This window comes from Streptomyces sp. NPDC021749, assembly GCF_040640655.1.
In the GTDB taxonomy this organism is placed as follows: domain Bacteria; phylum Actinomycetota; class Actinomycetes; order Streptomycetales; family Streptomycetaceae; genus Streptomyces.
Genome location: NZ_JBFACE010000022.1, coordinates 73,659 through 100,101, shown reverse-complemented (window position 1 = coordinate 100,101; position 26,443 = coordinate 73,659). Strand labels below are relative to the sequence as shown.

The 26,443-nt window shown below is 72.7% G+C and carries 19 protein-coding genes; 11 read left to right on the top strand and 8 right to left on the bottom strand.

The features are described 5' to 3' along the window. Positions 1-98: 98 nt before the first annotated feature. Positions 99-1,244: an LPXTG cell wall anchor domain-containing protein gene (locus tag AB0G35_RS22160; RefSeq protein WP_360951958.1), complete on the top strand. Its 1,146-nt coding sequence runs from the start codon at positions 99-101 to the stop codon at positions 1,242-1,244. Between the two features lie 62 nt (positions 1,245-1,306). Here the strand turns inward: AB0G35_RS22160 and AB0G35_RS22155 are convergent, their stop codons facing one another. The 3 genes from AB0G35_RS22155 to AB0G35_RS22145 form a co-directional block, all read right to left on the bottom strand. Then, the gene (locus AB0G35_RS22155; protein ID WP_360951955.1) at positions 1,307-3,133 is read right to left on the bottom strand and encodes a GMC family oxidoreductase; all 1,827 of its coding nucleotides are present in this window, start codon (positions 3,131-3,133) and stop codon (positions 1,307-1,309) included. Positions 3,134-3,184: 51 nt separating this feature from the next. Further along, positions 3,185-4,858: a succinic semialdehyde dehydrogenase gene (locus AB0G35_RS22150; protein WP_360951952.1), complete on the bottom strand. Its 1,674-nt coding sequence runs from the start codon at positions 4,856-4,858 to the stop codon at positions 3,185-3,187. A 152-nt stretch (positions 4,859-5,010) separates the two neighbouring features. Then, positions 5,011-6,888, bottom strand: coding sequence for a protein kinase (locus tag AB0G35_RS22145; protein ID WP_360951949.1), 1,878 nt, complete (start codon positions 6,886-6,888; stop codon positions 5,011-5,013). Between the two features lie 154 nt (positions 6,889-7,042). Between AB0G35_RS22145 and AB0G35_RS22140 the strand changes: the two genes are divergently transcribed. From AB0G35_RS22140 to AB0G35_RS22125, 4 genes are all read left to right on the top strand, one after another. Next, entirely contained in the window at positions 7,043-7,513 is a 471-nt protein-coding gene (locus AB0G35_RS22140; RefSeq protein WP_360951946.1) for a hypothetical protein, read from the top strand. Positions 7,514-7,667: 154 nt separating this feature from the next. After that, positions 7,668-8,675, top strand: coding sequence for a hypothetical protein (locus AB0G35_RS22135; RefSeq protein WP_360951943.1), 1,008 nt, complete (start codon positions 7,668-7,670; stop codon positions 8,673-8,675). A 540-nt stretch (positions 8,676-9,215) separates the two neighbouring features. Next, the gene (locus tag AB0G35_RS22130) at positions 9,216-9,878 is read left to right on the top strand and encodes a response regulator transcription factor (protein ID WP_360951940.1); all 663 of its coding nucleotides are present in this window, start codon (positions 9,216-9,218) and stop codon (positions 9,876-9,878) included. 17 nt (positions 9,879-9,895) lie between these two features. Next, on the top strand, positions 9,896-11,110 hold the full coding sequence (locus tag AB0G35_RS22125; protein WP_360952063.1) for a histidine kinase: 1,215 nt from the start codon (positions 9,896-9,898) through the stop codon (positions 11,108-11,110). Positions 11,111-11,350: 240 nt separating this feature from the next. Here AB0G35_RS22125 and AB0G35_RS22120 read toward each other — a convergent pair whose 3' ends face one another. Next, positions 11,351-11,725 carry an STAS domain-containing protein gene (locus AB0G35_RS22120; protein ID WP_030415409.1) on the bottom strand — a complete coding sequence of 125 codons (375 nt, stop codon included), beginning with the start codon at positions 11,723-11,725 and terminating at the stop codon, positions 11,351-11,353. A 612-nt stretch (positions 11,726-12,337) separates the two neighbouring features. Between AB0G35_RS22120 and AB0G35_RS22115 the strand changes: the two genes are divergently transcribed. Together AB0G35_RS22115 and AB0G35_RS22110 are read left to right on the top strand one after the other, a co-directional pair. After that, a complete protein-coding gene (locus AB0G35_RS22115) occupies positions 12,338-12,973 on the top strand; it encodes a sigma-70 family RNA polymerase sigma factor (RefSeq protein ID WP_360951936.1) in 636 nt (211 codons plus the stop codon). A 458-nt stretch (positions 12,974-13,431) separates the two neighbouring features. Then, the gene (locus AB0G35_RS22110; RefSeq protein ID WP_360952060.1) at positions 13,432-14,694 is read left to right on the top strand and encodes a zf-HC2 domain-containing protein; all 1,263 of its coding nucleotides are present in this window, start codon (positions 13,432-13,434) and stop codon (positions 14,692-14,694) included. A gap of 329 nt (positions 14,695-15,023) precedes the next feature. Here the strand turns inward: AB0G35_RS22110 and purU are convergent, their stop codons facing one another. Then, entirely contained in the window at positions 15,024-15,941 is a 918-nt protein-coding gene (gene purU, locus AB0G35_RS22105; RefSeq protein WP_360951933.1) for a formyltetrahydrofolate deformylase, read from the bottom strand. A 32-nt stretch (positions 15,942-15,973) separates the two neighbouring features. After that, complete coding sequence (locus tag AB0G35_RS22100) at positions 15,974-16,432, bottom strand: hypothetical protein (RefSeq protein WP_360951931.1); 459 nt, start codon at positions 16,430-16,432, stop codon at positions 15,974-15,976. Positions 16,433-16,603: 171 nt separating this feature from the next. Between AB0G35_RS22100 and AB0G35_RS22095 the strand changes: the two genes are divergently transcribed. Beyond that, positions 16,604-17,959: an ABC transporter substrate-binding protein gene (locus AB0G35_RS22095; protein WP_360951928.1), complete on the top strand. Its 1,356-nt coding sequence runs from the start codon at positions 16,604-16,606 to the stop codon at positions 17,957-17,959. Positions 17,960-18,270: 311 nt separating this feature from the next. Here the strand turns inward: AB0G35_RS22095 and AB0G35_RS22090 are convergent, their stop codons facing one another. Beyond that, positions 18,271-20,040 carry a hypothetical protein gene (locus tag AB0G35_RS22090; protein ID WP_360951925.1) on the bottom strand — a complete coding sequence of 590 codons (1,770 nt, stop codon included), beginning with the start codon at positions 20,038-20,040 and terminating at the stop codon, positions 18,271-18,273. Between the two features lie 444 nt (positions 20,041-20,484). Beyond that, positions 20,485-21,879, bottom strand: coding sequence for a transcriptional regulator (locus AB0G35_RS22085; RefSeq protein WP_360951922.1), 1,395 nt, complete (start codon positions 21,877-21,879; stop codon positions 20,485-20,487). A gap of 678 nt (positions 21,880-22,557) precedes the next feature. Here AB0G35_RS22085 and AB0G35_RS22080 point away from each other — a divergent pair. From AB0G35_RS22080 to AB0G35_RS22070, 3 genes are all read left to right on the top strand, one after another. Beyond that, entirely contained in the window at positions 22,558-23,229 is a 672-nt protein-coding gene (locus AB0G35_RS22080) for a bifunctional DNA primase/polymerase (protein ID WP_360951919.1), read from the top strand. Positions 23,230-23,764: 535 nt separating this feature from the next. Next, on the top strand, positions 23,765-24,511 hold the full coding sequence (locus AB0G35_RS22075; RefSeq protein ID WP_360952057.1) for an ABC transporter ATP-binding protein: 747 nt from the start codon (positions 23,765-23,767) through the stop codon (positions 24,509-24,511). Next, the gene (locus tag AB0G35_RS22070; protein WP_360951916.1) at positions 24,508-26,145 is read left to right on the top strand and encodes a transporter; all 1,638 of its coding nucleotides are present in this window, start codon (positions 24,508-24,510) and stop codon (positions 26,143-26,145) included. Before AB0G35_RS22075 ends, AB0G35_RS22070 begins: the two co-directional genes overlap by 4 nt. The last annotated feature ends 298 nt before the right edge of the window (positions 26,146-26,443 follow it).

Here is a 26,443-nt window from a genome sequence, read left to right as displayed (position 1 = left end):
TACGTGAAATCGCACGGCCATACCGCGCCCCCCAACGCGACGGCCAGCTATCAACTGGTGCCGACCCACGGCACATTGGACCCCGAGAGGTCTTCTCGATGAAGCTTCGCCGTGCCTTGACGGCTGCCGCTGCGACGGCCGTCATAGCCCCTGCCGCCCTGATGGCGGCCCCTGCCGCGTTCGCGACCGGCGCCGACGCCGAGACCACCGCGAGCGCCGAGCCGACGCCGGGCACCCCCGGCCAGGACCAGACCGACGGCACCACGACGCAGCCGGAGACCCCGGCCGGCGGCGAGGAGACCGGTACCGGCGGTGAGACCGCCACCGGTGGCGAGACCGGCACCGGCGGCGAGACCGCCACGGGTGGCGAGACCGGCACCGGCGGTGAGACGGGTACCGGTGGCGAGACCGGTACCGGCGGTGAGAGCGGCAACGGTGGTGAGGACGGGTCGGGCGGCCCGGGCACCCCGGGCGACGACACCAAGCCCACCAGCGACCCCAAGCCCTCCACCTCGGCCAAGCCCACCGCGAAGCCGACCGGGGAGCCGACCGACGACACCTGCACCGAGCAGTCGGACGAGATGGCGATCAGCACCGAACTGCGCGGTCTGCCGAGCAAGGTCGTGGCCGGTTCGGGCTGGAAGAACTTCACCTTCCGCGCCACCAACACCTCCGACAAGGCGATGAAGTCGGTCGACGCGTACGTCGCGCTGGACGCCATCAGCACCGACAGCTTCGACGACGTCTCCAAGCTGCTGACCGTGCAGTGGTACGACGAGGACTCCCACTCCTGGGAGGCCATCACCGACGAGGACGGCTACTTCGCGTCCGTGGACGGTCTCAAGCCCGGTGAGTACGCCGACGCCAAGCTGCGCCTGAAGGTCGACGCCAAGACCCCGGGCAGCTACGGTTTCGCGTTCACCATCGGCGCGTACCACAACGAGGACGACGTCTGCGGCTTCTCCGACGTCGCGGAGTACGACTTCGACGTCCTGGTCGCCGGCAGCAAGCCGGGCAGCGTCCCGCCGGCCAAGAGCAAGCCTGGCAAGAACCAGCCCAACAAGCCTGCGCCGCAGGGCGATCTGAAGCAGCTGCCGGTCACCGGCAAGCTCGCCGAGACCGGTTCGTCGTCCGCGCTGCCGACCATCGCCCTCGTGGGCGGGGTCGCGATGGTCGTGGGCGCGGGTGCGCTCTTCGTCGTCCGCCGTCGTAAGACGGACGGGAACGGTGCCGCGGCCGCGTAACGACAGGCCGTGAAAGCCACCGGGCCGTCGGGGAGCAGACTCCCCGACGGCCCTGTGCCGTACTACGCCAGGGACTTCTTCGGCGGTACCGGCGGCACGGCCAGGAACGGCAGGTTCAGCGCGCCGTAGGCCTTCTCCGGGACGGCGGGGCGGACCGGTTCCACCGGGGCCAGCCGCTCGTAGGGCCGCCCCGGGGCGGGCCGCGGGTCCGCCTCGCCCTTGTTGGGCCACAGGGACATCGCGCGCTCGGCCTGTGCGGTGATGGTCAGCGACGGATTGACGCCCAGGTTCGCGGAGACCGCGGCGCCGTCGACGACGGAGATGCCGGGGTGCCCGTACAGCCGGTGGTACGGGTCGATGACGCCGGTCTCCGCCGAGTCGCCTATCGGGCAGCCGCCGAGGAAGTGGGCGGTGAGCGGGGTGCCCATCAGCTCGCCGATGTTGGAGCCCGCGAAGCCGTTGATCTCCTCGGCGAGCAGAGTGGCCGCCTGGGTGGCCTCGGGGATCTGGTTCGGGTTGGGGGCGCCGTGGCCCTGGCGGGCGGTGAGCAGGCCCTTGCCGAGGCCGCTCGGCTTCCGGTACGTGGTCAGGGAGTTGTCCAGGGACTGCATGACCAGGCCGATGATGGTCCGCTCCGACCACCGCCGGTTGGACAGCGCGCGGAGCGCGAGCCAGGGGTGGCGGCCCAGGTTGGCCAGCCAGCCCCGCACCCGCCCCGCCGGGCGGTAGGGCACCTGGAGGATCGTCAGCCCGCCCATGGAGTTGGAGCCCTTGCCGTACCGGACCGGTTCTATGTGGGTGTTCTCGTCGGGGTGGATCGACGAGGTGATCGCCACACCCTTGGTGAAGTCGGCCTTCTGTGCGCCGTGCCGCTTGCGGTAGCGGCGGTCGTCGGTCTGCGCGCCCACCAGGGCCTCGGAGTTGGTGCGGGTGAGCGCGCCGAGGCGGCCGGAGACGTACGGGAGCAGCCCGCTGTCCTTCATGCGGTGCAGCAGCGTCTGCGTGCCGTACGTGCCGGCCGCGAGGACGATCCGGCGGGCGGTGAAGGTCGTGCCCTCGCCCTTCCTCCGGTCGTCCGTCGGCAGCGTCCGGACGGCGAAGCCGCCGCGGGAGTCCTCGGTGAGCGCGACGACGGACGTCATCGGGTGGATCACCGCACCGGCCTTCTCGGCCAGGTAGAGGTAGTTCTCGGTGAGCGTGTTCTTCGCGCCGTGCCGGCAGCCGGTCATGCACTCACCGCATTCGGTGCAGGCCCGGCGGGCCGGGCCTGCGCCGCCGAAGTACGGGTCCGGCACCTCCTCGCCGGGCTTCGCCCGCGCCGTGCCGTCGGCGTCGTCACCGTCCCCGAAGAACACCCCCACCGGCGCCATGTGGAAGGACTCCCCGACGCCCATCGCCTCCGCGGTCGCCTTCAGATGGACGTCGGACGGCGTCATCGTCGGGTTGAGCCGCACCCCCAGCATCCGCCGGGCCTGGTCGTAGTACGGCTTCAGCTCCTCCTGCCAGTCGGTGATGTCCTTCCACTGCGGGTCGTCGAAGAACGGCTTCGGCGGGACGTAGAGGGTGTTGGCGTAGTTCAGCGAACCGCCGCCCACGCCGGCGCCGGCCAGCACCATGACGTTCCCCAGCAGGTGGATGCGCTGGATGCCGTAGAGGCCGAGGGCCGGCGCCCACAGGTAGTTCTTGAGGTCCCAGGAGTTCTTCGGCAGCGTCTCGGGGGTGAAGCGGCGGCCGGCCTCCAGGACGCCGACCCGGTAGCCCTTCTCGGTCAGGCGCAGGGCGGAGACCGAGCCCCCGAAGCCGGAGCCGATGACGAGGACGTCGTAGTCGTAGCCGTCGGCCCGGGTGCCGTCCGGGTCCTGGTTCTGGGCAGAGTTCTCCTGGGGCACTGGCTCTCCCTGCTTTTCGGGGGCGGAGGGGCGGACTGCCGTGGGGGGGCGTTACCTCAGCCGGAACGCCTTCATCGCGCGCAGGCTGCGGGTCATGAGCTGGGCGTACTTCTCATCCGTCAGCCCGAAGGCCGGTGCGAGCGGCATCACCCGCTGATGGGCGACGGTCTGCGCCTCGGTGTATTTGAGGATGCCCTCGGAGCCGTGCCGGCGGCCCAGGCCGGAGTCCCCCATCCCGCCCATCGGCGACTGCACGCTGCCGTAGCCGGCCGCGTACGACTCGTTGACGTTGACCGTGCCCGTCCGCAGCCGGGCGGCGAGGGCCCGGCCGCGCCGGCCGTCCTTGGTCCAGACGCTGGAATTCAGGCCGTACGGCGTGGCGTTGGCGAGCGCCACCGCCTCGTCCTCGTCGCGGAAGCGGTAGACGGAGACGACCGGGCCGAAGGTCTCCTCGTCGCAGACGGCCATCGGCGACTGGACGCCGTCGAGGATGGTCGGTTCGTGGAAGAACGGGCCGATGTCGGGGCGCGGGCGGCCGCCGGCGACCACTTCGGCACCCTTGGCGACGGCGTCCTCGACGTGCCGGACCACGGCCTGGAGCTGCCGCTCACCGGCCAGCGAGCCCATCTCGGCGCCGTAGGCGAGGGCGTTACCGAGCCGCATGGCCTTCGTGCGGGCGGCGAAGCGGGCGAGGAAGTCGTCGGCGACGGATTCGTGGACGTAGAGCCGCTCGATGGAGATGCACAGCTGGCCGGCGGAGGAGAAGCAGCCGCGGACCGCGCCCGCGGCGGCCTTGTCCAGGTCGGCGTCGCGGAGCACCAGCATGGCGTTCTTGCCGCCGAGTTCGAGGGAGACGCCGATCAGGCGGGCGGCGGCGCCCTGGGCGACCTCGCGGCCGGTGCGGGTCGAGCCGGTGAAGGAGACGTAGTCGGCGTGCTTGACGACCTCGGGGCCGACGACCGGGCCGTCGCCGATCACGACCTGCCAGACGTCCTCCGGCAGCCCGGCCTCGATGAGCTGCTCGCGGGCCCACAGGGCGGTCAGCGCGGTCTCGGTGTCGGGCTTCATCACCACGGCGTTGCCCGCGACGAAGGCCGGCAGGGCGTCGCCTATGGAGAGTTCGAAGGGGTAGTTCCAAGGGGCGATCTGGCCGACGACGCCGCGGGGGTGGCGGAGTTCGCAGACCTTGGTGAGGGTCGGGACGACACCGGTGTGGCGCTTGGGGCGGAGGTAGGCGGGGGCCTTGCGGCCGTAGTGGCGCGCGGCGACCGCGACCGCCTGCACCTCCTCGTGCGCGTGCAGCCGGGCCTTGCCGGTCTCCAGCTGGATCAGGTCGAGCACCTCCGCCTGGCGGCGCAGGACGAGGTCGTGGAAGCGCAGCAGGACCGCGGCGCGCTGCCGGACCGGGACCCTGGCCCAGCGTTCCTGCGCGGCCCGGGCCCGTTCGAAGGCGGTGGCGACGTCCTCGGGGGTGGACTCCGGCAGGTCGGCCAGCTTCTCGCCGGTGAACGGCGTGTGGTTGGCGGTACGGCCGCTGCCCACCACTCCGCGGGTGAGCCGGGCGGCGACCTCGGGGGTGACCACGTCGGCGGCGGTGCGGCCGCCCGCGGGGGCGGGTGCGACCGGATTGCCCTCGGTCGGCGCGGCGGGGGCCTCGGCGGGCGCGGTGGCCTCGGGGGCCTCGGCGGCGGAGGCAGCTGTTCCGGTGTCCTGCGAGTCCGTCATGTCGGCGAGGGTATTCCTCCCCGGACGCTTTGTGTACCCGGCAGTAACGGGTTTTCACCCGCTGCCCACCATCATGCCAGTGTCCGCTGGCCGTAAGGGCTCTGGTCAGGGACGACCGGGGGCCCGGCGGCCCCGGGGCGGATCTTCGGCCGTCACGTCCCGGTCAGCCGGAAGGCGTCGAGGGCGGTGTCGAAGTGACGTTTGGCCTCGGTGCGCGAGCCGAGCGGCGAGGAGATCCACACGTCGATCATCCGGCCGTTCTCGTCCCAGCTGAGGTCGTAGGTGTACCGCGAGCCGCCGTCCGCCGCGCTGCCGTCCCAGACGAACTCCCAGAGGCCGGCCTGGAGTCCGTTGTGGGTGGTCTCGGTGACCTGGCCCGACCGGTAGCCGCGGTAGTTCGCCGGGCCCTCGGTGTCCGCGGTGCGCATCGCCCCGATCGGCCCCTCCGGCACCGGCTTCTGCAGCTGGACGCCGATCCGGAACCGCTTGCCCTGCGAGTAGTAGTAGACCCGGTCGTGCTCGTAGGAACGGGTGAAGCCCACCGGTACGGCGAGCGCGAAGCCGACCGGGTCCTTCACGAGGTGGTAGCCGTCCGGGATCCCGCCGGTGGCGCCCGGGGAGGGCGCGGAGGTGACGGTGCCCGTGGGGCGGGGCGTGCCGGGCCGGGCGTTCTTCGCCGGTCCGGCGTGCGAGGCCTGCTGGGAGCGGCCGGGGCGGCCGCCCCGGGCGGCGGTGTCGTCGGTGCCGCCCTGCTGCATCAGCAGGGCCGTGATACCGGCACCGGCGCCCCCGATCACCACGACGGCGAGCGCGATCAGCAGCGCCGTACGGGTGCGGCCGGTGTGCGGGCGGGCGGCCGCCGCCAGCGCCCGCTCGTCGAGGGCCTCGCGGATCGGCAGGCCCGGGACCCGCCCGCCGGGCCGCCCGAGCGCGGGTCCTGCGGAGGGGTGGCCCATGGGTGCGGGGGCGGCGGCCAGGGGGTCCTCGGCGGGCGGGTGGCCACCGGGCAGCGGCGCCCCGGGCGGGCCGCCGGCGGGGCGGCCGTGCGGCGGGGTGTCGGCACCGGGGCCGCCCGGCGCACCGAGGGCCGGGGTAGCGGGGAACGGCGTACCCGCGGCCTGCGGACCCGGAAACGGCGTCCCGGGGGCCGCCGGTGTGCCGGGGACGGCCGGGCCGGCCGCTCCGCGCTCCGGGGCGCGGCCCGACTGAAGGTAGCCGCGCAGCAGCTGTTCCGTCTCCGTCAGCCCCATCCGGCGGTCCGGGTCGCGCTCCAGCAGGCCGCCGAGCACGGCCCGCAACGGACGGGCCGACTCGGGGAGTTCGATCTCGTCGTACACGACGGCGTGCAGCACCCCGCCCAGCGAGTCGCGGCGGAACGGCGACTCCCCGTTGAGCGCGGCACACAGCAGCACACCCAGCGACCAGAGGTCGGCCTCGGGGCCGGCCTGCCGGCCGGACATCCGTTCCGGCGCGGTGTACTCCGGCGAGCCGACGAAGCCGCCGGCGTCGGTCAGCGTGGTGACGCCGGGGACCTGGGCGATGCCGAAGTCCGTGAGCACGACCCGGCCGGTGCCGGACTCCATCAGGACGTTGGCCGGTTTGAGGTCGCGGTGCAGCACTCCGCCGGCGTGCGCCGCGCGCAGCGCGCCCAGCAGCGCCACGCCGATCCGGGCCGCCTCGCGCGGCGCGACCGGGCCGCCGCTCTGCAGCCGGTCGGCCAGCGACGGGCCCTCGACCAGCTCCATCACGATCCACGGCCGGCCGTCCTGCTCGACGACGTCGTGCACGACGATCACGTTCGGGTGCTTGATCCGGGCGACCGTACGCGCCTCGCGCATCGCCCGCTCGCGCTGCACACGCGCCTCGGGTTCGGCGGTCGCCTCGTCCAAGTGCAGTTCCTTGACGGCCACTTGGCGGCCCAGCAGTTCGTCGGTGGCCCGCCAGACCGTACCCATACCGCCGCGGCCCAGCCGTATGCCCAGGCGGTACCGACCGCCGATCAGCCTGCCCTCGCCCCCGAAGATCCCCATGCCCCCCTATCTTGCCGCACCGCCGCCCGCCCGGCGGGGGCGGCTCCCCGCCACGGCGGCGGCATCCGTCCGCCCCGCCACTGACCTGCGGCGACCGCCCGCCGGACCGGTCCGCGGCCGCCCGCCGGGCCGCACGGTGTGGTCAACTTCCGTCATGGAGGCACTCGTTGCAAGCATCGTGGCCGTCATCGGCACCCTGCTGGGTTCCGGCGTCACCCACCTCTTCCAGAGCCGGGCGGCCGCCCGCAGCGAGCACGTCGCCCGCGCGGAGCGGCTGCGCCAGGAGCGGATCGACGCGTACTGCGCCTACGCGGGGGCGCTGCTGGACTACCGCCGGGTGCTCGTCCACCGCTGGTTCGTGCTGCACGAGGAGGAGCGCTGCGACGAGGACAGTCCGGAGCTGCGCGAGGAGGTGTACAAGACCCGCTATACGGCCCAAGAGGCCATGTTCCGGGCGCAGATGGTGACCGAGGACCCGGGAGTGCTGGACCGCACCGAGCAGGTGATGGACGCGGTGACCGAACTTCACCGGGTCCGCGACCGGGAGTCCTTCGACGCCGTGCGGTCCGCCACCCGCCAGGGCATCCGGGACTTCATCGCGGCCACCGCACGACAAGTGCGCTGAACACACCAACCGGCCCGCACGACACACGGGGTGGAACCTCCACCGGCTCTCCCACCGTCCTTGACACAGTGAGGCTGCCGTACGGGAACGGCCGGTACGGAAGCTGCGACACGCGGAACGGGGGTCGGTCAGCATGATGCAGGACGGCGGAACGGTGGACGTCCGACCGGGCACCGACCCCGGCCGCGCCGCTCCCGAGCACAGCGGCGCCTACCTCACCACCGCACTGTGCCTGGCGCTCTACGGCGGCACGCTGGCCGCCTGGACCTGCTACGGCATCGTCCAGTCCGACGGGACCCTGGGGGACTTCCTGGAGGGCCTGTTCAACCCGGGCGCCTCCCCCGTCCTCCAGGTCCTCGGCCCGTACGAGTGGTCCCTCACGGTGGCGTTCCTCGCGGTCGCGGGTCTGGCGCTGGCCCAGCGCCGGGTGGCCCGCTCCGCGGCCCTGCTCTCCGGCTGCCTGCTGCTCGCGCTGTCGCTGCGCGAGGCCGTGGGCCTCTTCGACACCACGTACCGCGACCAGTACCGCAACGACCCGCTGGGCGGCTGGACGCTGGCCACCCGGGTGCTGGGGCTGGTGGTGGCGCTGGTCGTGCTGGCCGTGATGTTCCCCGCCACGGAACGGCGGAGGGCCGGGGCGGGGCCGCGGGCCGCGGAACCGGACCCGGCGTGGCGCCGCACCTCGCGGATCTGCGGGGTGCTGTTCCTGCTGATGGGCCTGGCGCGGCTGGGCTGGACCGGGCGCGATCTGACGGCCGGCGGGACGGACGTGGTGGGCTATCTGCGCGGGGTGGTGGACGGGTCGGTGCACGGCACGCTCGACCTGGAGTCGTCCATCGAGTTCACCACCGTCGGTTCGGTGGCCGCGCTGCTGGTCCTCGGGGTGCTGGCCTTCCGGGGACGGCACGACGTACGGGGCGCGCTGCTGGTGTTCGCGGCGGTCGAGCTGTATCTGACGGTGCGGACGGTGGTGTGGCTGACCGTGACGGACTTCTTCAACCGGTCCTTCGAGACCACCGAGGGCACGCTGTCGATGGCGACCACGGCGTACGGCTTAGCCGCGATGACGTCGGTGGTGGTGCTGGCGACCGGCCGCGGCTTCGGCCCGTACGGCGGGCTGCGGACGGAGGGCCTCCGGACGGCGGGGGCGGGTCGCTCGTAGGCGGCACGGCGGTTACGGGGTTCCGGTAAGGGGTTCCGTAGGTGTTCCGTAGAGGTTCCGTAGGCGTTCCCGTAAGGGCGCCGGCGTCGACGGGGTGACGGGGCTTCGGGGCTTCGGGGCCGAATGCTCGCAAGGAGTTCCCGAACGGGACGTCAGGTCCGTCAGAGCCGTCAAGGGCGTCAGGGGCCGGCAGGGGCGTCAGGGGCGGGCTTCTGGCGGTGCGGGGGAGATCCCCCTCCGAACCGCCCCCGCAACGCCATACAGCGGCCGCCGCGTGTGGGGGTCGCGGCGGCCGCCGATGTGAACTGCAACGCGTACTGGGCTTGTGGCCTCTTCAGTGGTGCAGCATGTGGACCACTCTGCCCGTGAGGGGGCCCGCATGGCATCCTCCCGAGGTCCCGGGCTCACCCCCGCCGCTCGGCGGGGGTCCGGATCCGTCGCAGGGCGGGGACCGGGGCAGAGGGACGGAGTCGCGCAGCGCCGGGCGGTTCCGCGGGCTCGAACGGGTGTGAACCAGCAGAAGGCAGAAAGGGGCGGCCGGTGATCCGTGTCGCTGTGGTGGACGACGAACGGCTGGTCAGATCCGGGCTCCGGATGATCCTGGGGACCGCCCCGGACATCGAGATGGTCGCGGACTGCGGTGGCGCCGAGGCCGTGGAGACCGTGCTGCGCTGTGCGGCCGAGGTGGTGCTGCTCGACATCCGGATGCCGGACGTGGACGGGCTCACCGTGCTGCGGCAGTTGCGCGCCGCGCCGGAACCGCCGGCGGTGGCGATGCTGACCACCTTCGACGCCCAGGAGTACCTGACCGCTGCGCTGCGCGAGGGCGCCGCCGGCTTCCTGCTGAAGGACTCGGATCCCGAGCAGCTGGTGCGGGCCGTACGGACGCTGGCGGCCGGCGGCAGTGTGCTGGATCCGGGCGTGACCCGGGCGGTGATCGGCGGTTATCTGACGGCCGAGGACCAGGCGGCGGCCGCCCGCGCGGTCAGCGGGCTGACACCGCGGGAGGCGCAGGTGCTCGCCCTGCTCGGCGAGGGGCTGGGCAACGCCCAGATAGCCGGGCGGATGGGGCTGGCGCCCAGTACGGTCAAGGACCATGTCCGCGCGGTACTGGGCAAATTGGGCGGCATCAACCGCATCCAGGCGGCCATCGTCGCCGACCGCGCGGGCCTGGTGTCCGGGGCTCCCCGGGGGGCCTGGTGAGGTCCGTCGGCGGGCGCCTGCTCGCACGCGGGGCGGCCCGGTGGCGGGCGTTCGCGGCCGGGACCTGGGGACGGCGGCTGCGCCGGATCGCGCCCGTGGTCGTGCCGGTACTGCTGGCCATCGCCGACGCGGTGCTGGTCAACGGCCTGGAACTCGCCCTGGAACTGGGCGTCTCGGTGGTCGCCGCGACCGCCCTGCTGCTGCGCCGGCGCTTCCCGCTGCTGGTCTTCCTCGTGACGCTGCCCGGCCTCTACATCGGCTACATCTGGTTCGCCCCGATGATCGGGCTCTACACCCTGGCGGCCCGGCGCCCCGGCCGGAGGCGGCTGGGGATCTGCGCGGTGCTGCTGATCGCCGCGCACTTCCTGCCGTACCCGATCTCCGACTTCGAACTCACCGCGTACCGCGAGAACACGCTGGTGCTGATCGACGCCTGCGTCACCTCGGCCGCGCCGATCGCGCTGGGGCTGCTGGTGCGTACCCGCCGCGAACTGGCCTCCCGTGTCGAGGACCTGACCCGCAGCCTGCGCCGAGAGGACCGGCTGCTCGCGGACCGGGTCAAGACCACCGAACGGGCCCGGCTCGCCCGGGAGATGCACGACGTGGTGGCCCACCAGGTGAGCCTGATCAGTCTGCAGGCGGGGGCGGTGCAGGTCAGTACGGAGGACGAGGCGGCGCGGGCCGGCGCCCGGACGATCCGCGAACTGTCCGTACGGACGCTGGAGGAGCTGCGGCACATGGTGGGGGTACTGCGGGCGGACGGCGGGGACGGCGACGGCGAGGAGGCGAGCGGACTGGCGCCGCAGCCCGATCTGGAGGAGCTGCCGCGACTGATCGAGATGAGCGCGCTGGACGTGACGTACGAGGGCGGCGTGGTGGCCAGTGCGGGCGGGCCGGGTGGTGCGGGTGGGGCGAAGACCGTGGAGCGGGCCGCCTTCCGCACGGTCCAGGAGGCGCTCACCAACGTCCGCAAGCACGCGCCGGGGGCGCAGGTGCGGGTCCGGGTCGATCCCTCGGACGAGGTCGGCGGGGAGGCCGGTCCGGGACTGCGGGTGGAAATACGCAACGGCCCGCCGGACGCGACGGCAACCGCCCCGGCACTGCCCGGTGGCGGCCACGGCCTGGTGGGACTGCGCGAGCGCGCCCAAAGCCTGGGCGGCACGCTGGAGGCCCGCCACACCTCCGACGGCGGCTTCGTGGTACGGGCGGAGTTTCCGTACGGGGCGGGGTGAAGGCGGCTTGAGGGCGGGTTGAAGGCGGGTTGAATCCGGGGTGAGCGCGTCGGGGGCGGCGTGAGCCCGCGAGACGGGGCAGCGGCCGGGCGGGCGAAGGACGGGCCGCTGCGGGCGGACGGGAGCGCGGCGGACCGGGTGGCGGGCGGCACCGCTCGGGGCGCTTGGGTGCTTGGGGCGCTTGGGCGCTGGGGGTCCTTGGGAGGCTGGTTGCCTGGAGTTCCTCGGGCGCTTGGGGCGTCAGGCGGAGAGCGGTGCGGCGGCCTCGTCGACGGCGGTGGAGAGGTCCGGGTAGACCTCGAAGAGCCGGCGGACGCCGAGTGCGGCCAGCACCCGGTTGACGTGCGAGCCGTCGACGGCACCCTGGGCGGGCAGGATCAGTCGGAGCCGGCCCTGGCACGAGCGCATCAGCCGACGGGCGGCGATCAGCACACCGACCCCGCTGGAGTCGCAGAAGCGGACCTCGGAGAGGTCGAGGACCAGCGATCTCCGGCCGTCCGCCACCGCATCGTGCACGTGCTGGCGCACGGCAGGCGACGTGACCAGGTCCATCTCACCGGAAACCTGGAGTACGGCCCAGGGGCCCTGTGCGTCCTCTGCCACCTTCAACGACACGCGCTCGAAGCCTTTCGCTCGCTTTCGGACCGGATACGCCCGGTTACATCCGGAACCCATCCTTCCCCGGCTCGACTGCCCGGCCTCGATGTCCTGAAACTCATCATGGTTCCCGACGGCAGCCGTGGGGCGTAACAGGCCGTTCACACCCAAGGCTATGCCCCAGGGCCGGCAACTTTCCGCCCACCTCTGGTCACGCCCGGATAACACATCATCTCAAACATCCATGAAAGATCAGCAACGTTCAACTTCGAGCGCCCGGCCGCCGCTTACGCGCGCTTCCCGAGCGCTTTCCGAGTGCCTCCCGAGTGCTGCACGGCGCTTCCGGGGCGCTTCGCGGGCACTCCCGGGCGCCTCCCGAGCCGTTCCCAGGACACTCCCCCCGGCCGGGCCCGGGCCGTCAGGCCCCTACCATCCGCGTCCCCCTCAAGGTTCGATTTGCCGCAAAGGAGCGTCTGTTGTCAGACCCGCGCATTACATTCGAGGCACGACGATTTCCGTGATCGCGCCCACAGCCTCGGGCTGAGGGTGTGCAGATGCGCAGGAGCGACGGTGCGCAGGAGTGACGGCTGAGGTGTGAGCCCGCAGGCGACGGGCAGAGATGGGGGTCCGATGGGACACGACGCGCCACCCCGCTGGGACAGGCGGATGCAGCAGCGGCTCGCCCGCGGCGAGGCGGCCGCGCTCGGCGAGCTCTACGACCGCTTCGCCTCGCTCGTGCACAGCCTCGCCTACCGCGTCCTGGAGGACGAGGACGCCGCCGACCGCATCACCCGCGAGGTCTTCGCCGCCATCTGGGAACACCCGGATTCCTACGACCCCAAGCAGGGACCGCTGCGCTCCTGGATCGCCGGCCTCACCCGCCACCAGGCCGTCCAGCGGCTGCGCCAGACGGAGGCCGCCTGCGCCCGCGACGGCGGTGCGGACGCCCCGGCGCAGGCCGAGATGGAGCAGAAGATCCGTGAGGCATCCACCGCCGCCCGCGCCGACTACATCGTCACGTCCATGCCCGCACCCCTGCGGGCAGCCCTGGAGCTGGCGTACTTCCAGCGCCGCGACTACCGCCAGACCGCCGCCGACCTCGGCGTCACGGAGGACGAGGCCCGACGCCGGCTGCGCCTGGGCCTGCAACTGCTGTCCACCGCCCACAACGCCACCGCCCTGCCGCCCACCCGCCGCTCGGCCTACGCATCCTCCGGCCCCGGCACCGCCGCCCCGCCCGGCCAGGGCCCCGGACGGGCACTGTGAACGGCCCGGACGAGTGGGACGGCACCGGGCGCCCCAGCGGCCCCGGTGAACGGCCGTGGATACCGGCACCGCGCCCCGCCGCCGAGGACCGCGGCCCGCTCCCCGACGCCACCCCCACCCCTCCCCCACCGCCCGAACCCTTCGTACCGCCCGCGCCCTCCCTCACGCCCGTACCACCCGTCCCGCTCCATGACCCGGAAGCCGACCCGCCCAGCGACCCGTCCGGCGACCCGTCCGGCGAGTCGTCCGGCGGGTCGTCCGGCGATCTGGATGCCGATCCGACTGCCGATCCGACTGCCGAACCGGCTGCCGATCCGTACGACGACCCGTCCGACGATCCGTACGACGACCCGTCCGGCGCCCCCTCCGCCGAACCGGTTGACGATGCGGGCAGCCCGGGCAGCGCAAGCAACACGCGCAGCACAGGCAACACGCACAATGCGGACAGTACGGGCGATATGGGCAATGCGAGCGATGCGGCGGACACCGAAGCCCCGCCCGTGGTACCACCGCGCGCAAACACCCCGCGCGCACACTCCTCGCGCGCCCCGGAAGCCGAGCCCATGACCGACCCTGTCGCCGCGCCCACCCCGCCCCCGGGCCCGGCGCCCGCCCCGCCGCACCGCGTCCTGAAGTCGCTGCTCGGCGCCTGGGCACTGTCGGCCTGCTCCGCCGAGGAGACCGCCGCCGTCGAGGCGCACCTGACCGACTGCGCCTCCTGCGCCGACGAGGCGGTGCGACTGCGCGACGCGGTCGGCCTGTTGCACCCCGCCGACAGCCTCGACCTCGACCCGCTGCTGCGCTCCCGGGTACTGGAGGGCTGCCTGGGCCGCCGCCCGGCGCGTATCCCGGTGCCCGAGTGGGCAGCGCCGTACGACGCGGAGACCGCAAAACTGGACGCCCTGCTGCGCGACATGGGCGAGGCGGAGTGGCGCGCCCCGGTGCGGCTGCGCTGGTTCGAGGACGAACGCCCAGTGGAACGGCAGACCACGGTCGCCGGGGTCATAGGGCACCTGATGGCGGTGGACGGCCTGGTCGCGACGGCGCTCGGGCTCCCCGACCCGCTCGGTACGGCAGCCCCGCCGGGCACCCCGGACCCGCTGATCCGCACCGAGACGGTGTGGCGCGGCCGCAGCGGCACGGAGAGCCCGCTCGCCACCCATGAGCCGTGGCGCGAGCAGAGCTACGCCCTGATGAGACAGGCGTCGTTCGCCGGCGACAAGGTCGCCCAACTCGCCGTTCCCTACGGCGACTTCCGACTCGCACTGCGCGACGCGTTCCTGGACCGGGCCTTCGAGTGCTGGGTGCACGCCGGCGACATCGCGGAGGCGGTGGATTATCCGTACGAGGCCCCGGCCGCCGCGCATCTGAACCGCATGGTCGACCTCGCCGCCCGCTTGCTGCCCAGCGCACTGGCCGACCGCCGCCGGGCCGGGCTGGCGTCCCCGCCGCAGCGGCTGGTCGAGGCCGGCGCCCCGGGCCGTACGCTCCATCTGGAGGTCGAGGGCAACGGCGGCGGCCACTGGTACATAGCGCTGGACTCACCGGCCGCGCTGGGCACGCCCGAGCACACCGTTGCGCATATCGCCCTGGACAGCGCCGAGTTCTGCCAGCTGGCGGCCGGCCACATCTCTCCCGAGGACGCCGCCGCAGGTCAACACGGCGAACGCGACGCCATCCGCGAGGTCCTCTTCGCCACCGCGTCCCTGTCCCGCCTCTGACAACCCCGCCCCGACGCCCCCGAACCAAGACCAGGAGCCGGCAACCCGCAGGGGGCCTCTCCCCCCGGGGGCCAGGCGCACCCCGGAAGGCACAGACCGAAGGCACAGACCGAAGGCGCGCGTCGGAAGGCATACGCCGAGGCGCGCGCCGGAAGGCCCGCGCCTGCGCCTACACCCGCGCCTGCGCTTACGCTTACGCTTACGCTTACGCGAGACGAGAGCGTTGCGCAAAGACGACCGCGGCGCGAACGCCGCCGTTACACGAAAACCACCGCCCGGCGTTACGCGAAACCCACCGCCCGGCGTTACGCGAAAACCGCGGTCCGCCGTCAGGCGAAAACCACCGTCCGGCTGCCGTTGAGGAGCACGCGGCGTTCGCTGTGCCACTTCACGGCGCGCGCCAGGGCCTGGCACTCGACGTCGCGGCCGATCGCCACGAGCTGGTCCGGGGTGACCTCGTGGCCGACCCGCTCGACCTCCTGCTCGATGATCGGGCCCTCGTCGAGGTCGGCGGTCACGTAGTGCGCGGTGGCGCCGATGAGCTTCACGCCACGGGCGTGCGCCTGGTGGTACGGCTTGGCGCCCTTGAAGCTCGGGAGGAAGGAGTGGTGGATGTTGATGATCCGGCCGGACAGCGCCTTGCACAGATCGTCGGAGAGCACCTGCATGTAACGGGCGAGCACCACCAGTTCGACGCCCTCCGCCCGCACCAGCTCCAGCAGCTTCGTCTCGGCCTGCGCCTTGGTGTCGCGGGTGACCGGAATGTGGTGGAACGGGATGTCGTACGAGCCGACCAGCTCCGCGAAGTCCGTGTGGTTGGAGACCACGGCCGCGATCTCGATCGGCAGCGCGCCGATCCGGGAGCGGAAGAGCAGGTCGTTGAGGCAGTGCCCGAACTTGGACACCATCAGGATGACCCGCATCTTCTCGTCGGCCCGGTGGATCTGCCAGTCCATGCCGAAGGAGTCGCCCACCGCCGCGAAGCTCGCCCGCAGCTTGTCCACGCTCACCGACGCGTCCGCGCTGAAGTGGACGCGCATGAAGAACAGCCCGGTGTCGTGGTCGCCGAACTGCTGGCTGTCCTCGATGTTGCAGCCGGTGATGAAGAGGTAACTGGACACCGCGTGCACGATCCCCTGCTTGTCCGGGCAGGACAGGGTGAGGACGTACTGATCGTTCCGGGCGTTCCGATTGTCGTGATCGTTCCGACCGTTTCGACCGGGCTGGGTGGGCTGCGACTCGCTCATGACCTCATAGGTTCCCATACCTGCGGAGCAGCTCAGACCGGGGCGTCCGCGCCGCCCGTCATGATGGCCAGCACCTCCAGCGAGCGCGGCGGCGCATCGGGGTCCTCGCCGTCCGCCGTCGCCATGTGCACATGGGCCGCACGGGCCGCCTGTACGGCCTCCGTCCAGCCCTCGTGCGCCATGTAGGCGGTAACCGGGGCGTCCGCGCCGACCTGGTGCATGATGCGCAGCACCCTCAGGACGGCGACGTCGACCAGCTGGGCCTCCTGGGCGTCCCGGAAGATCGTGCCGACGTACTTGTCGGCGGACCAGTTGTCCAGCCAGGTGTCCTCGACGAGCCGGTAGACGGCGTCGGTGACGTCCCCGTATCCCGGCCGGCCGGCCAGCCAGGTCTCCTGGTGGAACGCGGGGTCGGAGAGCATGTGCAGCGCGGAGCGCACATTGCAGCGCCAGCGCCACCACGGCATGTCGTTGAGTGGCATGCCGCCCATGGTGGTCGAGCGACGGCCGCGACGGGAAGACTTCTCCGAACCTTGCACAGCATTCGATCGTACGTTCTGCGCAAACGATCTCGCACGGCCCCCCGGAGTTCACCGCCACGTCACCATCCGTTGCTCTTTCGTCACTCGGGCGTTCCGGGCAGGACGGAAGGCTGCGGTGCCATGACCGGACGGCGACGCTCCTCCCCCCGCCCCTTGTTGCCCCATGCTGCCGCGGTCACGATCGCCGCTGCGGTGACATGTACGGCGGCCGTCGCGTCGCTGCTCTCCGGCTGCGGCTCCCTCCCCGGAGCGGGGGATTCCGGGGAGCGTGAGCCGGTCACGGTCATGACCTGGGCGCCGGAGGGCACCCGGGCGACCAATATGCCGGGAATGCCGGCCATGGCCCAGGCGTATGCCCGCTCGGTCAACGCGCACGGCGGCATCCGGGGCCACCGACTGCGGGTGCTGACCTGCAACGAGCGCAACGATTCGGTGGCCGCCGCACAGTGCGCCCAACGGGCGGTGGACGAGGGCGCGGTCGCCGTCGTCGGTTCCTACAGCCAGTTCGGCCGCTCGTTCATGTCCCCGCTGGAGGTCAAGGGCATCCCGTTCATCGGGGGCTACGGTGCCTCCGACGAGGAGTTCCAGAGCCCGCTGTCGTATCCGGTGAACGGCGGCCAGGCGTCCCTGCTCGCCGGGAACGGCCGCCAGCTGGCGGCCGACTGCAAGCGCGTCGCGCTGGTCCGCCCGGACACCATCCAGGGCGACCAGATGCCGTCCCTGCTCGACTCCGGCCTGCAGAGCGGCAGTCGGCGCCCCGCCAAGGACATCAAGGCGCCCGAGGACGGCACCGACTACTCGCCCCAGGTGAACCGGGCCCTGCACGAAGTGGGCGCCGATCCGGCCGTCTACGGGACCGCCGAGGCCGGCGGCAAGGCACCCGGAGCGTGCGTGGCCGCCTCCCTCGGCGACCACACGGACGCGTTCTTCGACGCCTTCCGGCGCCTCCAGGAGGACAGCCCCAAGGTGCGGGTCGCATCCGTCCTCGGCAGCGTCGGCCAGGCGCTGGTGAACCGCTCGGGCGGCACGTCGGGCCCCCTGGAGGGCGCGGACATCACCGGCTGGTACCCGGTGGCCGACGACCCCCGTTGGCGGCCGATGCGGAAGGTCATCACCGACTACGCCTTCGACGACAACCGCATCGATCCGGCCGACCAAGGGGTGCAGACCACCTGGATCGCCTATACGGTGCTGCGCTCACTGATCGAGCAGCTCGACGACGCGGGCATGACCGAGATCACCTCGCACGGCCTGCAGACCACCCTCGACCGCGGTGAGCGCGCCATCGACACCGGGGGCCTGACCCCGAAGCTGCGCTGGCGCGACGACGACATGCTCGCCGTGCAGGACTTCCCGCGCATCGTGAACGGCATGGTGACGTACCAGGTGGTGCGGAACGGCGAACTGGCCTCCGCCCAGGACGGGTTCGTGAACGTCACCCGGACCCTGGAACGCCGCCGCACGGACGACGGCTGAGCCGCCGGGCCCGACCCGTCGCCGGGACCGGGCCGTCGCCGGGACCGGTGGGCCCAGGCTCGGCCTCGGAACCTGGCCCCGGCGCAGTCGGCGGCCCGGGCCTGCCCGTTGACGTCCGGAGCTGCCCGTCGACGTCCGCAGCTGTCCGTGAACGTCCGGAGCCGGCCGGTGACATCCGGAGCTGCCCCTCGAAGTCCGGAGCTGCCCAGCGACATCCGGAGCCTTCCGTTGCGGTTCGGAGTGTTCCGTTGACGTCCGAATGCGCCTGGCCGCCTGGCGGCTCAGAGCCGCTCAGAGCCGCGCAGAGCCGCTCAGAGCTGTTCCGGGCGGCGTTCCGTCAGGCTGTACTTCTGGGCGAGCGGGTTCCACAGCTGCGCCGCCTGCTTCTTGGCCTGGGTCGCCTGGGCGCTGGCAGCGTTGCCCTGCACGGCCTGCCTGGTGCCCCGGGCCCGGCCCTTGTGGCAGCCCTTCTTGCCGCCCACCTGGCCGGCCCAGGCCGCGTAGTGGTTGTCCGCGGCGGCCGAGGACTGCCACGCCTTGGTGAGCGCCGCGGTCAGCCGCTCGTGGCCCGGGATCTTGTCGACCGGCAGCTGCTGCAGCCGCTTGACCAGGTCGTTGCGCTGCCCGGCGGCGGCCCGCAGGTCCTTCGCCGCGTTGCCGAGGTTGCTGCACGACTTGATGTTGTTGACGGCGCCGATCACGGAGGAACGACTGTTGTTGCTGTCGGCCAACAGGGCGTCCAGCCCCTTCGCCTGGGCCTCGGCGGGGTCCGTGGTGGCCTTCGGTGCCTCCGACTCCGACTCCTTGGCCGCCTTGGTGCTGCCGCTGGAGCCCTGCTTCTGCGCGGTGTCGTCGCTGCCGCCGCTCAGCGCCCAGCCGACACCGAGGCCGGCACCCGCCAGCGCCACGATGACGACACCGACGATCGCGAGCGGGGCCAGCCGCCGGCCCCGTCCGCCGCCGTCCTCGTCGTACGAGCCCTGCGGGTCGTACGGGCCCTGCGCGTCATGCCCGCCGGACGCGAACTGCTGGCCGTACCCCTGGCCGCCCTGGCCGCCGTACGGGGGCTGGCCCGGGTCCTCGAAACGGGGCAGCTGCGCGGTGGCGTCCGGCGCCCCCGCGGGGGGCGCCGCCGGCCCGTCGCGGAACAGGCCGTCGAACTCGGCGGGGGTGGGGCGGTCGCCGGGCGCGCCCGGGCGGACGCCGAACGGCGCGCCAGGAGGCGGTGCGGGCACACCGGCGCCCACCGGGGGGATGAGCTGGGTGGCCTCGGAGTCGCTCCCGCCGCCCGCACCGGGCATCGGCTGGGCCTGCGGCATCGGCTGCGCGTGCCCCTGCGGCCCGCCCTGGCCCGGCTTCACGGCCCGGAGCATCGTCGTGGACTCGTCGGGCGACTCCGGCCGGGACATCGCCTCAGGAGGCAGCGGGGCGGCCCCACCGGCCCCACCGGGACCACTGGACCGGGCGTCGTACGGCGGGATCACCGTCGTCGCCTCGGCGTCACCCGAAGCGGGCGGAAGCGGCGCACCGGCCTGCGGAGCGGACCGCACCAGCTCACCGGAGGACGCCGGGGGCTGCCCGGGCTGAGCCTGGGGCTGCCCCCAGGGCTGCGGGGCGGGCTGCTGGCCGAACGGCTGCGCTGCGGGCTGCGGGGCGGCCTGCTGGCCGGGCGCCTGCTGCGGCGCCGACGGCGGCACGGGCGGCACCGGGGGCTGTCCCTGGGGCGGCGGCGGAAAGCCCTGACCGCCGGGCTGCTGGGGCGGCAGGGGGGCCTGCGCTCCCGGAGCCTGCACTCCCGGAACCGGTGCGCCCGCATCCTGCGGCGGCGGATATCCGTAGCCCTGCGACGGCGCCTGGCCGTAGTTCTGCACCGGCCCCTGGGCGGAGTTCTGCCCCGGTCCCGGTGCCTGACCGTAGTTCTGCTGCGGGGCGGGTGCCTGCCCGTACGGCTGCGGGGCGGGAGCGTTCTGCGGCGCGGGAGCGGCCTGCTGGCCGGGCCCCCAGGGCTGGCCCCAGGGCTGCCCCGCCGACGGAGCGGCCTGCTGGTCGGGGATGTACGGCTCACCGTTAGCGGGCAGCACAATGCCCTCTCGCGCGGGACCGGCCGCAGAATTCTGCGGGTCGTGACCCTGTCCGCTCTGCGTCACCGTGACTCCTACCAACGTGCAGACCTACGGAATCGTCGGCTGCACGCTACCGGGTCGCAGCAACGTTCGACCACGCCCCCTGGTCACCGCCCCCTTCCGCCCTGCCGCGCACCGGGCGGGGACGGCGTGCACACCGGGCGGGCCGTGATCGACGGCCCACCCGGTGCCCTACGACGAACCGGCGACAACTACGGCGACGAACCTGTCACCAAGCCAGGAACACCCGACTCAATCCGGCAACCCGACGTTGCCCAACAAACCCGACTTTGTCTAACCAACCGGACTTCGCCCAATGAACTCGATGCAATCCAGCGAACCCGATGCGCTCCGGCAAAGCAGTCGCCGCACCGTACCGACCGCGCCGGCAGCATGAGTCGATCACGCCGCCGCGGCCCGTAGTTCCAGTCGTGCACTGAATTCCCTTACTACCGGTTCGTCCCGGTACGGCTCCAAACGCAGCTGGAAGTCCTCCAGATACTCGGAGCCCCGGTCCGACCGCAGCCCGCTCAGCAGCTCCACGGCCTGTGCGCCCGTATGGCAGGCCTGCTCGACCTCGCGCTGCTGTACCTGCGCGCCGGCCAGCAGCAGCAGCCCGATGGCGCGGCGCCGCGCCCGGCCCTCCGGATGCCCGTCGAGCGCCTCCGTCGCCCGCTGGGCGGCGGGCCCGGGCTGGCCCAGGTCCCGGTGGCAGTGCGCGAGTTCATCGGCCAGATACGCCTGGTCGAAGTGGGCGATCCAGACCGGGTCGTCGCCCGCTTCGGTGGCCGTGTCGGCACGGTCCATCGCGGCGAGCGCCTGCCCGGCCACCGCCTGGAAGGCCCGGCCGTCGCCCATCAGGGCGTGCCCGCGCGCCTCGGCCGCGAAGAACATCGCCTCGGTGCGTGGGGTGACGTGTCCGCGGGCGCCTTCCTGGGCGGCGCGGGCGAGTTGGGCGATCTCCCGCGGGTTGCCGAGCGAGGCGGCGAGGTGGCTCATGCTGGCGGCGAGCACGTAGCCGCCGTAGCCGCGGTCGCCGGCCGCCTGCGCCAGCCGCAGCGCCTGGATGTAGTAGCGCTGCGCCAGACCGGGCTGACCGGTGTCGACGGCCATGTAGCCGCCCAGTTCCGTCAAACGCGCGACAGCTGCGAAGAGTTCCCGCCCGACGGCCTCCCGGTACGAACCGGCGAGCAGTCCCGACACCACGCTGTTGAGGTAGTGCACCACCACGGGCCGCACGTGTCCGGCGCCAAAACGGTGGTCGAGCTCGCTGAGTGCCGTGGTCATGGCCCGTACCGCCTGGACGTCCGAAACCCCCACCCGCGCACCGGCGTTGCGTGCGACCTGGCTGTCGGCGCCGGTGATCAGCCAGTCGCGGCTGGGCTCGACCAGCGCCGAGGCCGCCACCGTGGAGCCACTGAGGAAGTCACGACGCCCGACATCGCTGCGCCACAGCTCACAGACCTGCTCGATCGCCCCGAGGACAGTCGGCGAGAACTGCAGCCCCACCCCGGACGCGAGGTTCTTGCCGTCGGCCATCCCGATCTCGTCGATGGTGACCGTGCGCCCCAGTTTGCGGCCCAGCGCCTCGGCGATGACGGCCGGGGCACGGCCCCGCGGCTGCTGACCACGCAGCCAGCGGGCCACCGAGGTCTTGTCGTAGCGCAGGTCGAGGCCGTGTTCCGCCCCGCACATGTTGACGCGACGGGCGAGCCCCGCGTTGGAGCACCCGGCTTCCTGAATCAGCGCCTGCAGCCGCTCATTGGGCTGCCGCGCGACGAGTGGCCTGGCGGCCATGCTTGTACCCCCTGGTTTGCTGCGCGTTCACCACGGAACGCCGTTCCCCGGGATCGCTTCCCCACGGATATCCCGGATATCCGAGAGATCCGGGATACGCATGTTGGGAAGGATCTGAGTGATACGCGCTTTGCAGGCCGATGCCAGATGGTGTGCGATTTGCTCGCTCTCCTGGGCACTTGCGTGCGAAGCGCGGGTTCACGAGACCTGCTCCGAGATCGTGCACGAAGTCGGTTTCCGAAGACGTTTCCCGAAGACGCATTCCGAAGGCGCTTCACGAAGACGCTTTGCGAAGACGCTTTCCGGGATCGCGGCCCTCGGCCGGAGGATGCGGCCACGGGACGCGGTCACGCGTTCGGTCACGGATTCCGGGAACGGGATTCGGTCACGTTTGTCCGTTCATGAAGTCGGTTCACGGGACGTGTGCTGCTGGTGGGGAATGGCGCGGTGGTGCCCGTGCACTGGTAACGGCGCCGCCGTGCAGGGCTCCCCTGGTGCACCGCGGCCTGCCGTCGGGCGGCCTCTCCGCCCGTCACGCAGGTGGCTACCCACCCGCCGGGCCCGACCCGCATACGCGCCCCCACCGGTGCACCCATGCGCCCCACGTGCGAGAACGATGCGCCGGGGAGGTCACCCATTCGGCCGTAACCCTTGGTGACACGGGGAGTTGTCCTCTGCGTGGAAGAGACCATCGGAGTCACAGGAGCCTCGCAGATCCCCAAGCAGCGCGGCGAGCAGCTGCTCGAAACTGCGGTGCGTTACGCCGAAGAACGCCACTGGGACGTGTTCCCCGGCGCATGGCTGGAGCACGACGGTGAGACGCCGCGCTGCTCGTGCGACGCCGGCGACTGCGCCGTGCCCGGTGCGCACCCCATGGCGCCCGGTTGGGCCGGCCTGGCATCCGGCAGCGCGACCACCGTCCGCCGTATGTGGAGCAAGCAGCCCCGGGCGTCGATCCTTCTGCCGACGGGACGGACCTTCGAGGCCCTCGACGTGTCCGAGACGGCGGGCTGCCTGGCGCTGGCCCGTATGGAGCGCATGGGGCTGACGCTCGGGCCGGTCACCCGCACCCCGGACCGCCGGATGCTCTTCCTCGTCCTCCCCGGCGCCGCAGTGAAGGTCCCCGATCTCGTACGGGGCCTGGGCTGGGCCCCGGCCGCGCTCGACCTGATCTGCCGGGGCGAGGGCGAGTACATCGCCGCCCCACCGACCCGGGTGGGGGCGCACGGGTGCGTGCAGTGGGCGCGCCGCCCCACCGCCAGCAACCGCTGGCTGCCGGACGCGGAGGAACTGATCAGCCCACTGGCGTACGCCTGCGCCCGGGACGCGGTGGCGGCCCGGGGGCGGTGAACCGCGGGCGTGGGGAAACGGGGGAAACGGGGACCGAGGGGAAACGGGGACCGAGGGGAAACGGGGGGACGCGGTGGGGAGCGGGGGTGGAGAGCCGAACCACTGGGGGGATGCCGAACCAGCGAACCGCCAGTCTGCGTGAAAGCCGGTCCCCCCGCCTGGTCCCCGCCTGGTCCACCCGCCTCGTCCGATCGGCCCGACCCGCGCCCGACCCGCGCCCGCCCCGCCGACGCGCCCGATCCTCCCGATCGGCCGCCCGGGGGACCCGACCCCGTCCCGGCGGCGCGCGGGTCGTTGCCCGGCGCGCCCTTTGCCCGACGGCTTGTCAGTGGCCGCTCGTATCGTGGGACGCGGACGGGGGTCGAGGGGGCTCCTGCGGGGACGTCGGAGGGCGGGACCGGTGGGCAACGAGCCGGAACACAACGAGGTGCGGGCCGGTGCGACACCGCCCGAGCAGACATCGGCTGCTTCTCCGGGCGGGCCGTCCGCGGCCGCCGGCGCCGCGGACGGGCCGCCCGCCGTCCGCGTCCAGGGCCTGTGGAAGAAGTTCGGCGAGCAGGTCGCCGTCCACGGCATCGACCTGAAGCTCCCCTCCGGCCGCTTCATCGGGCTGGTCGGCCCCAATGGCGCGGGCAAGACCACCACCCTCTCCATGGTGACCGGTCTGCTGCGCCCGGATTCGGGCGTGGTGGAGATCGGCGGGCACGACGTCTGGGGTGACCCGGTCGCGGTCAAGTCCCGGATCGGCGTGCTGCCCGAGGGACTGCGGCTCTTCGAGCGCCTCTCCGGACGCGAACTCCTCGCCTACATGGGCCGTTTGCGGGGCCTGCCGGGCGACGAGGTCGACAAGCGGGCCGCCCAGCTGCTGGACGTCCTCGATCTCGCCGGCTCCCAGCACAAACTGGTCGTGGACTACTCCACCGGTATGCGCAAGAAGATCGGCCTCGCCGCGGCCCTGCTGCACAACCCCGAGATCCTCTTCCTCGACGAGCCCTTCGAGGGCGTCGACCCGGTGTCCGCGCAGACCATCCGCGGCGTACTGGAGCGCTACACCGCCTCCGGGGCGACCGTGATCTTCTCCAGTCATGTGATGGAGCTGGTCGAGTCGCTGTGCGACTGGGTCGCGGTGATGGCCGGCGGGCGGATCCGCGCGGACGGCCCGCTCGCCGAGGTCCGCGGCGCCGCACCCACGCTGCAGGACGCCTTCCTCGAACTGGTCGGCGCCCATGACCGCGCCGCCGGGCAGAGCCTGGACTGGCTGGGCGGTGGCGGCGCCCGATGAGCACCGAACCCACCGCAGTGGCCGCGCCCTCGCCCGCCGCACCGAACCTCACCGCCGTCTTCGTACGGCTGAAGCTGACCCTGCTGCGCAACGGACTCCGTCAGTCGGCCGGGCGCACCGCCGCCTACGTCAGCTCGGTCATCGTCGGGCTGCTGTTCGCGGCCGGCGCGGTGCTGGGGCTGATCGCGCTGCGCGGCAACGTCCATGTCGGGGCGCTGGCCGTGCTGTTGACCGGGATCCTCACGCTCGGCTGGGCGGTGATGCCCCTGTTCTTCCCGACAGGCGACGAGACGCTGGACCCGACCCGTCTGGTGATGCTGCCTCTACGGCCACGCCCGCTGATCGGCGCCCTCCTGGTGGCGTCCCTGATCGGCATCGGCCCGTTCGTCACCCTGGCGCTGATGACCGGCGCGGTGATCGCCCTCGCGGACGGGCCGGCCGCCGCCCTCGTCGGTGTCCTCGCGGTCGTCCTGGTGGTGCTGGTGTGCGCGGCACTGGCCCGCGCGATCGCCACGGCGTCGGTGCGGCTGCTGACCAGCCGCCGCGGCCGTGACCTCGCCGTGCTGAGCGGCCTGTTCATCGCGCTCGGCGCCCAGGGCATCAACATCGCCGTCCAGAAGCTCGGCAGCCCCGACGGGCTGGCCGTCCTGGAACCCCTCGGGGACGTCCTGCGCTGGCTTCCGCCGGCCTCCGCGATCGGCGCGGTCGAGGCCGTCGGTCAGGGCGCCTACGGGCGCGCACTGGCCGGCATAGCCCTCGCGGCGGGGGCCCTGGCCCTCCTCCTCTTCTGGTGGCAGCGCTCGCTGACCACCCTGATGACGTCCCCCGACTCCTCCACCCTCCAGGCGGTGGAGAAGGACAGCGCCCGCCGGTCCGGCAGCGGTGAGCGCGGGCTCGTCCGCCTGCTGCCCGGCGGCCGCACGGGCCCGGTCATGCTCCGTACGCTGCGCTACGCCTGGCGCGACCCCAAGTCGAAGATGTCCTGGGCGACCGCCCTCGGCATCGGCCTGCTGGCCCCGGTCGTCTACTCGATCCAGGGCAACGGCAGCATCTACACCGCGTTCTCGGCCCCTGCGCTGCTCGGCATGCAGATGTACAACCAGTTCGGCCAGGACACGTCGGCCTTCTGGATGGTCGCCTCCACGATCGCCACCCCGCGCGATGCCTACCAGGAGCTGCGCGCCCGGGCGTTCACCCTCGCGCTGGTGGCCGTCCCGTACGTCACCCTGGTCTCGGTCGGCGCAGCGGCCTTCATCGGCCCGTGGTCCGACTTCCCGCAGGTGTACGGCCTCTCCCTGGCCCTGCTGGGCGCACTGATCGGCACCGGCGCACTGACGTCCGCGATCTTCCCGTACTCGATCCCCTCGGAGAGCAACAAGAACGTGGCCCCGGGCCAGGGTTCGATCGCCTGGTTCAGCCTTTTCGGCGGCTTCCTGATAGGCGCCGTCCTGTGCACCCCTCTCCTGGGCCTCACCATCTGGCTCCACGTCGCGGGCCTCCACCACCTCCTGTGGATCCTGCTGCCTCTGGGCGCCGTTTACGGCACCGGCGCAGCAGAACTGGGCCTCCGTATGGCGGCCCCCCGCACCATCAAGCGCCTGCCGGAGATCCTCACGGCGGTGAGCAAGGGGTGAGGGCGGGCGAGGGTGGGTGGGTGGGTGGGTGAGGCGGGTCCTGCGTATATCCCGTATGGCCCGCGCCTTTGGGTCGCCCGCCCGCGGCCCCTTTCGGTCTCCCGCAGGCGCCGTTTGGTTTCCCTTGGTTGCCCACGTGTGCCTTTTAGCCGCCCTCACGCGCTTTCGGCCAGCTGACCGCTCCGGCTGGGGGTTTGAGCGGGTCTGGCAGGGCGCCTGACGGGTCGGTCCGGCCGGGCGCCTGACGGGTCGGTCCGGCCGGGCGCCTGACGGGTGGGGCCGACGTCTGGCCCTCGGC

Excerpts from the sequence above, each read along its gene's own strand:
- AB0G35_RS22160 (WP_360951958.1), top strand. The coding sequence starts at position 99 with ATGAAGCTTCGCCGTGCCTTGACGGCTGCCGCTGCGACGGCCGTCATA.
- AB0G35_RS22150 (WP_360951952.1), bottom strand. The coding sequence starts at position 4,858 with ATGACGGACTCGCAGGACACCGGAACAGCTGCCTCCGCCGCCGAGGCC.
- AB0G35_RS22145 (WP_360951949.1), bottom strand. The coding sequence starts at position 6,888 with ATGGGGATCTTCGGGGGCGAGGGCAGGCTGATCGGCGGTCGGTACCGC.
- AB0G35_RS22140 (WP_360951946.1), top strand. The coding sequence starts at position 7,043 with ATGGAGGCACTCGTTGCAAGCATCGTGGCCGTCATCGGCACCCTGCTG.
- AB0G35_RS22115 (WP_360951936.1), top strand. The coding sequence starts at position 12,338 with ATGGGACACGACGCGCCACCCCGCTGGGACAGGCGGATGCAGCAGCGG.
- AB0G35_RS22110 (WP_360952060.1), top strand. The coding sequence starts at position 13,432 with ATGGGCAATGCGAGCGATGCGGCGGACACCGAAGCCCCGCCCGTGGTA.
- purU (WP_360951933.1), bottom strand. The coding sequence starts at position 15,941 with ATGAGCGAGTCGCAGCCCACCCAGCCCGGTCGAAACGGTCGGAACGAT.
- AB0G35_RS22100 (WP_360951931.1), bottom strand. The coding sequence starts at position 16,432 with ATGGGCGGCATGCCACTCAACGACATGCCGTGGTGGCGCTGGCGCTGC.
- AB0G35_RS22095 (WP_360951928.1), top strand. The coding sequence starts at position 16,604 with ATGACCGGACGGCGACGCTCCTCCCCCCGCCCCTTGTTGCCCCATGCT.
- AB0G35_RS22085 (WP_360951922.1), bottom strand. The coding sequence starts at position 21,879 with ATGGCCGCCAGGCCACTCGTCGCGCGGCAGCCCAATGAGCGGCTGCAG.
- AB0G35_RS22070 (WP_360951916.1), top strand. The coding sequence starts at position 24,508 with ATGAGCACCGAACCCACCGCAGTGGCCGCGCCCTCGCCCGCCGCACCG.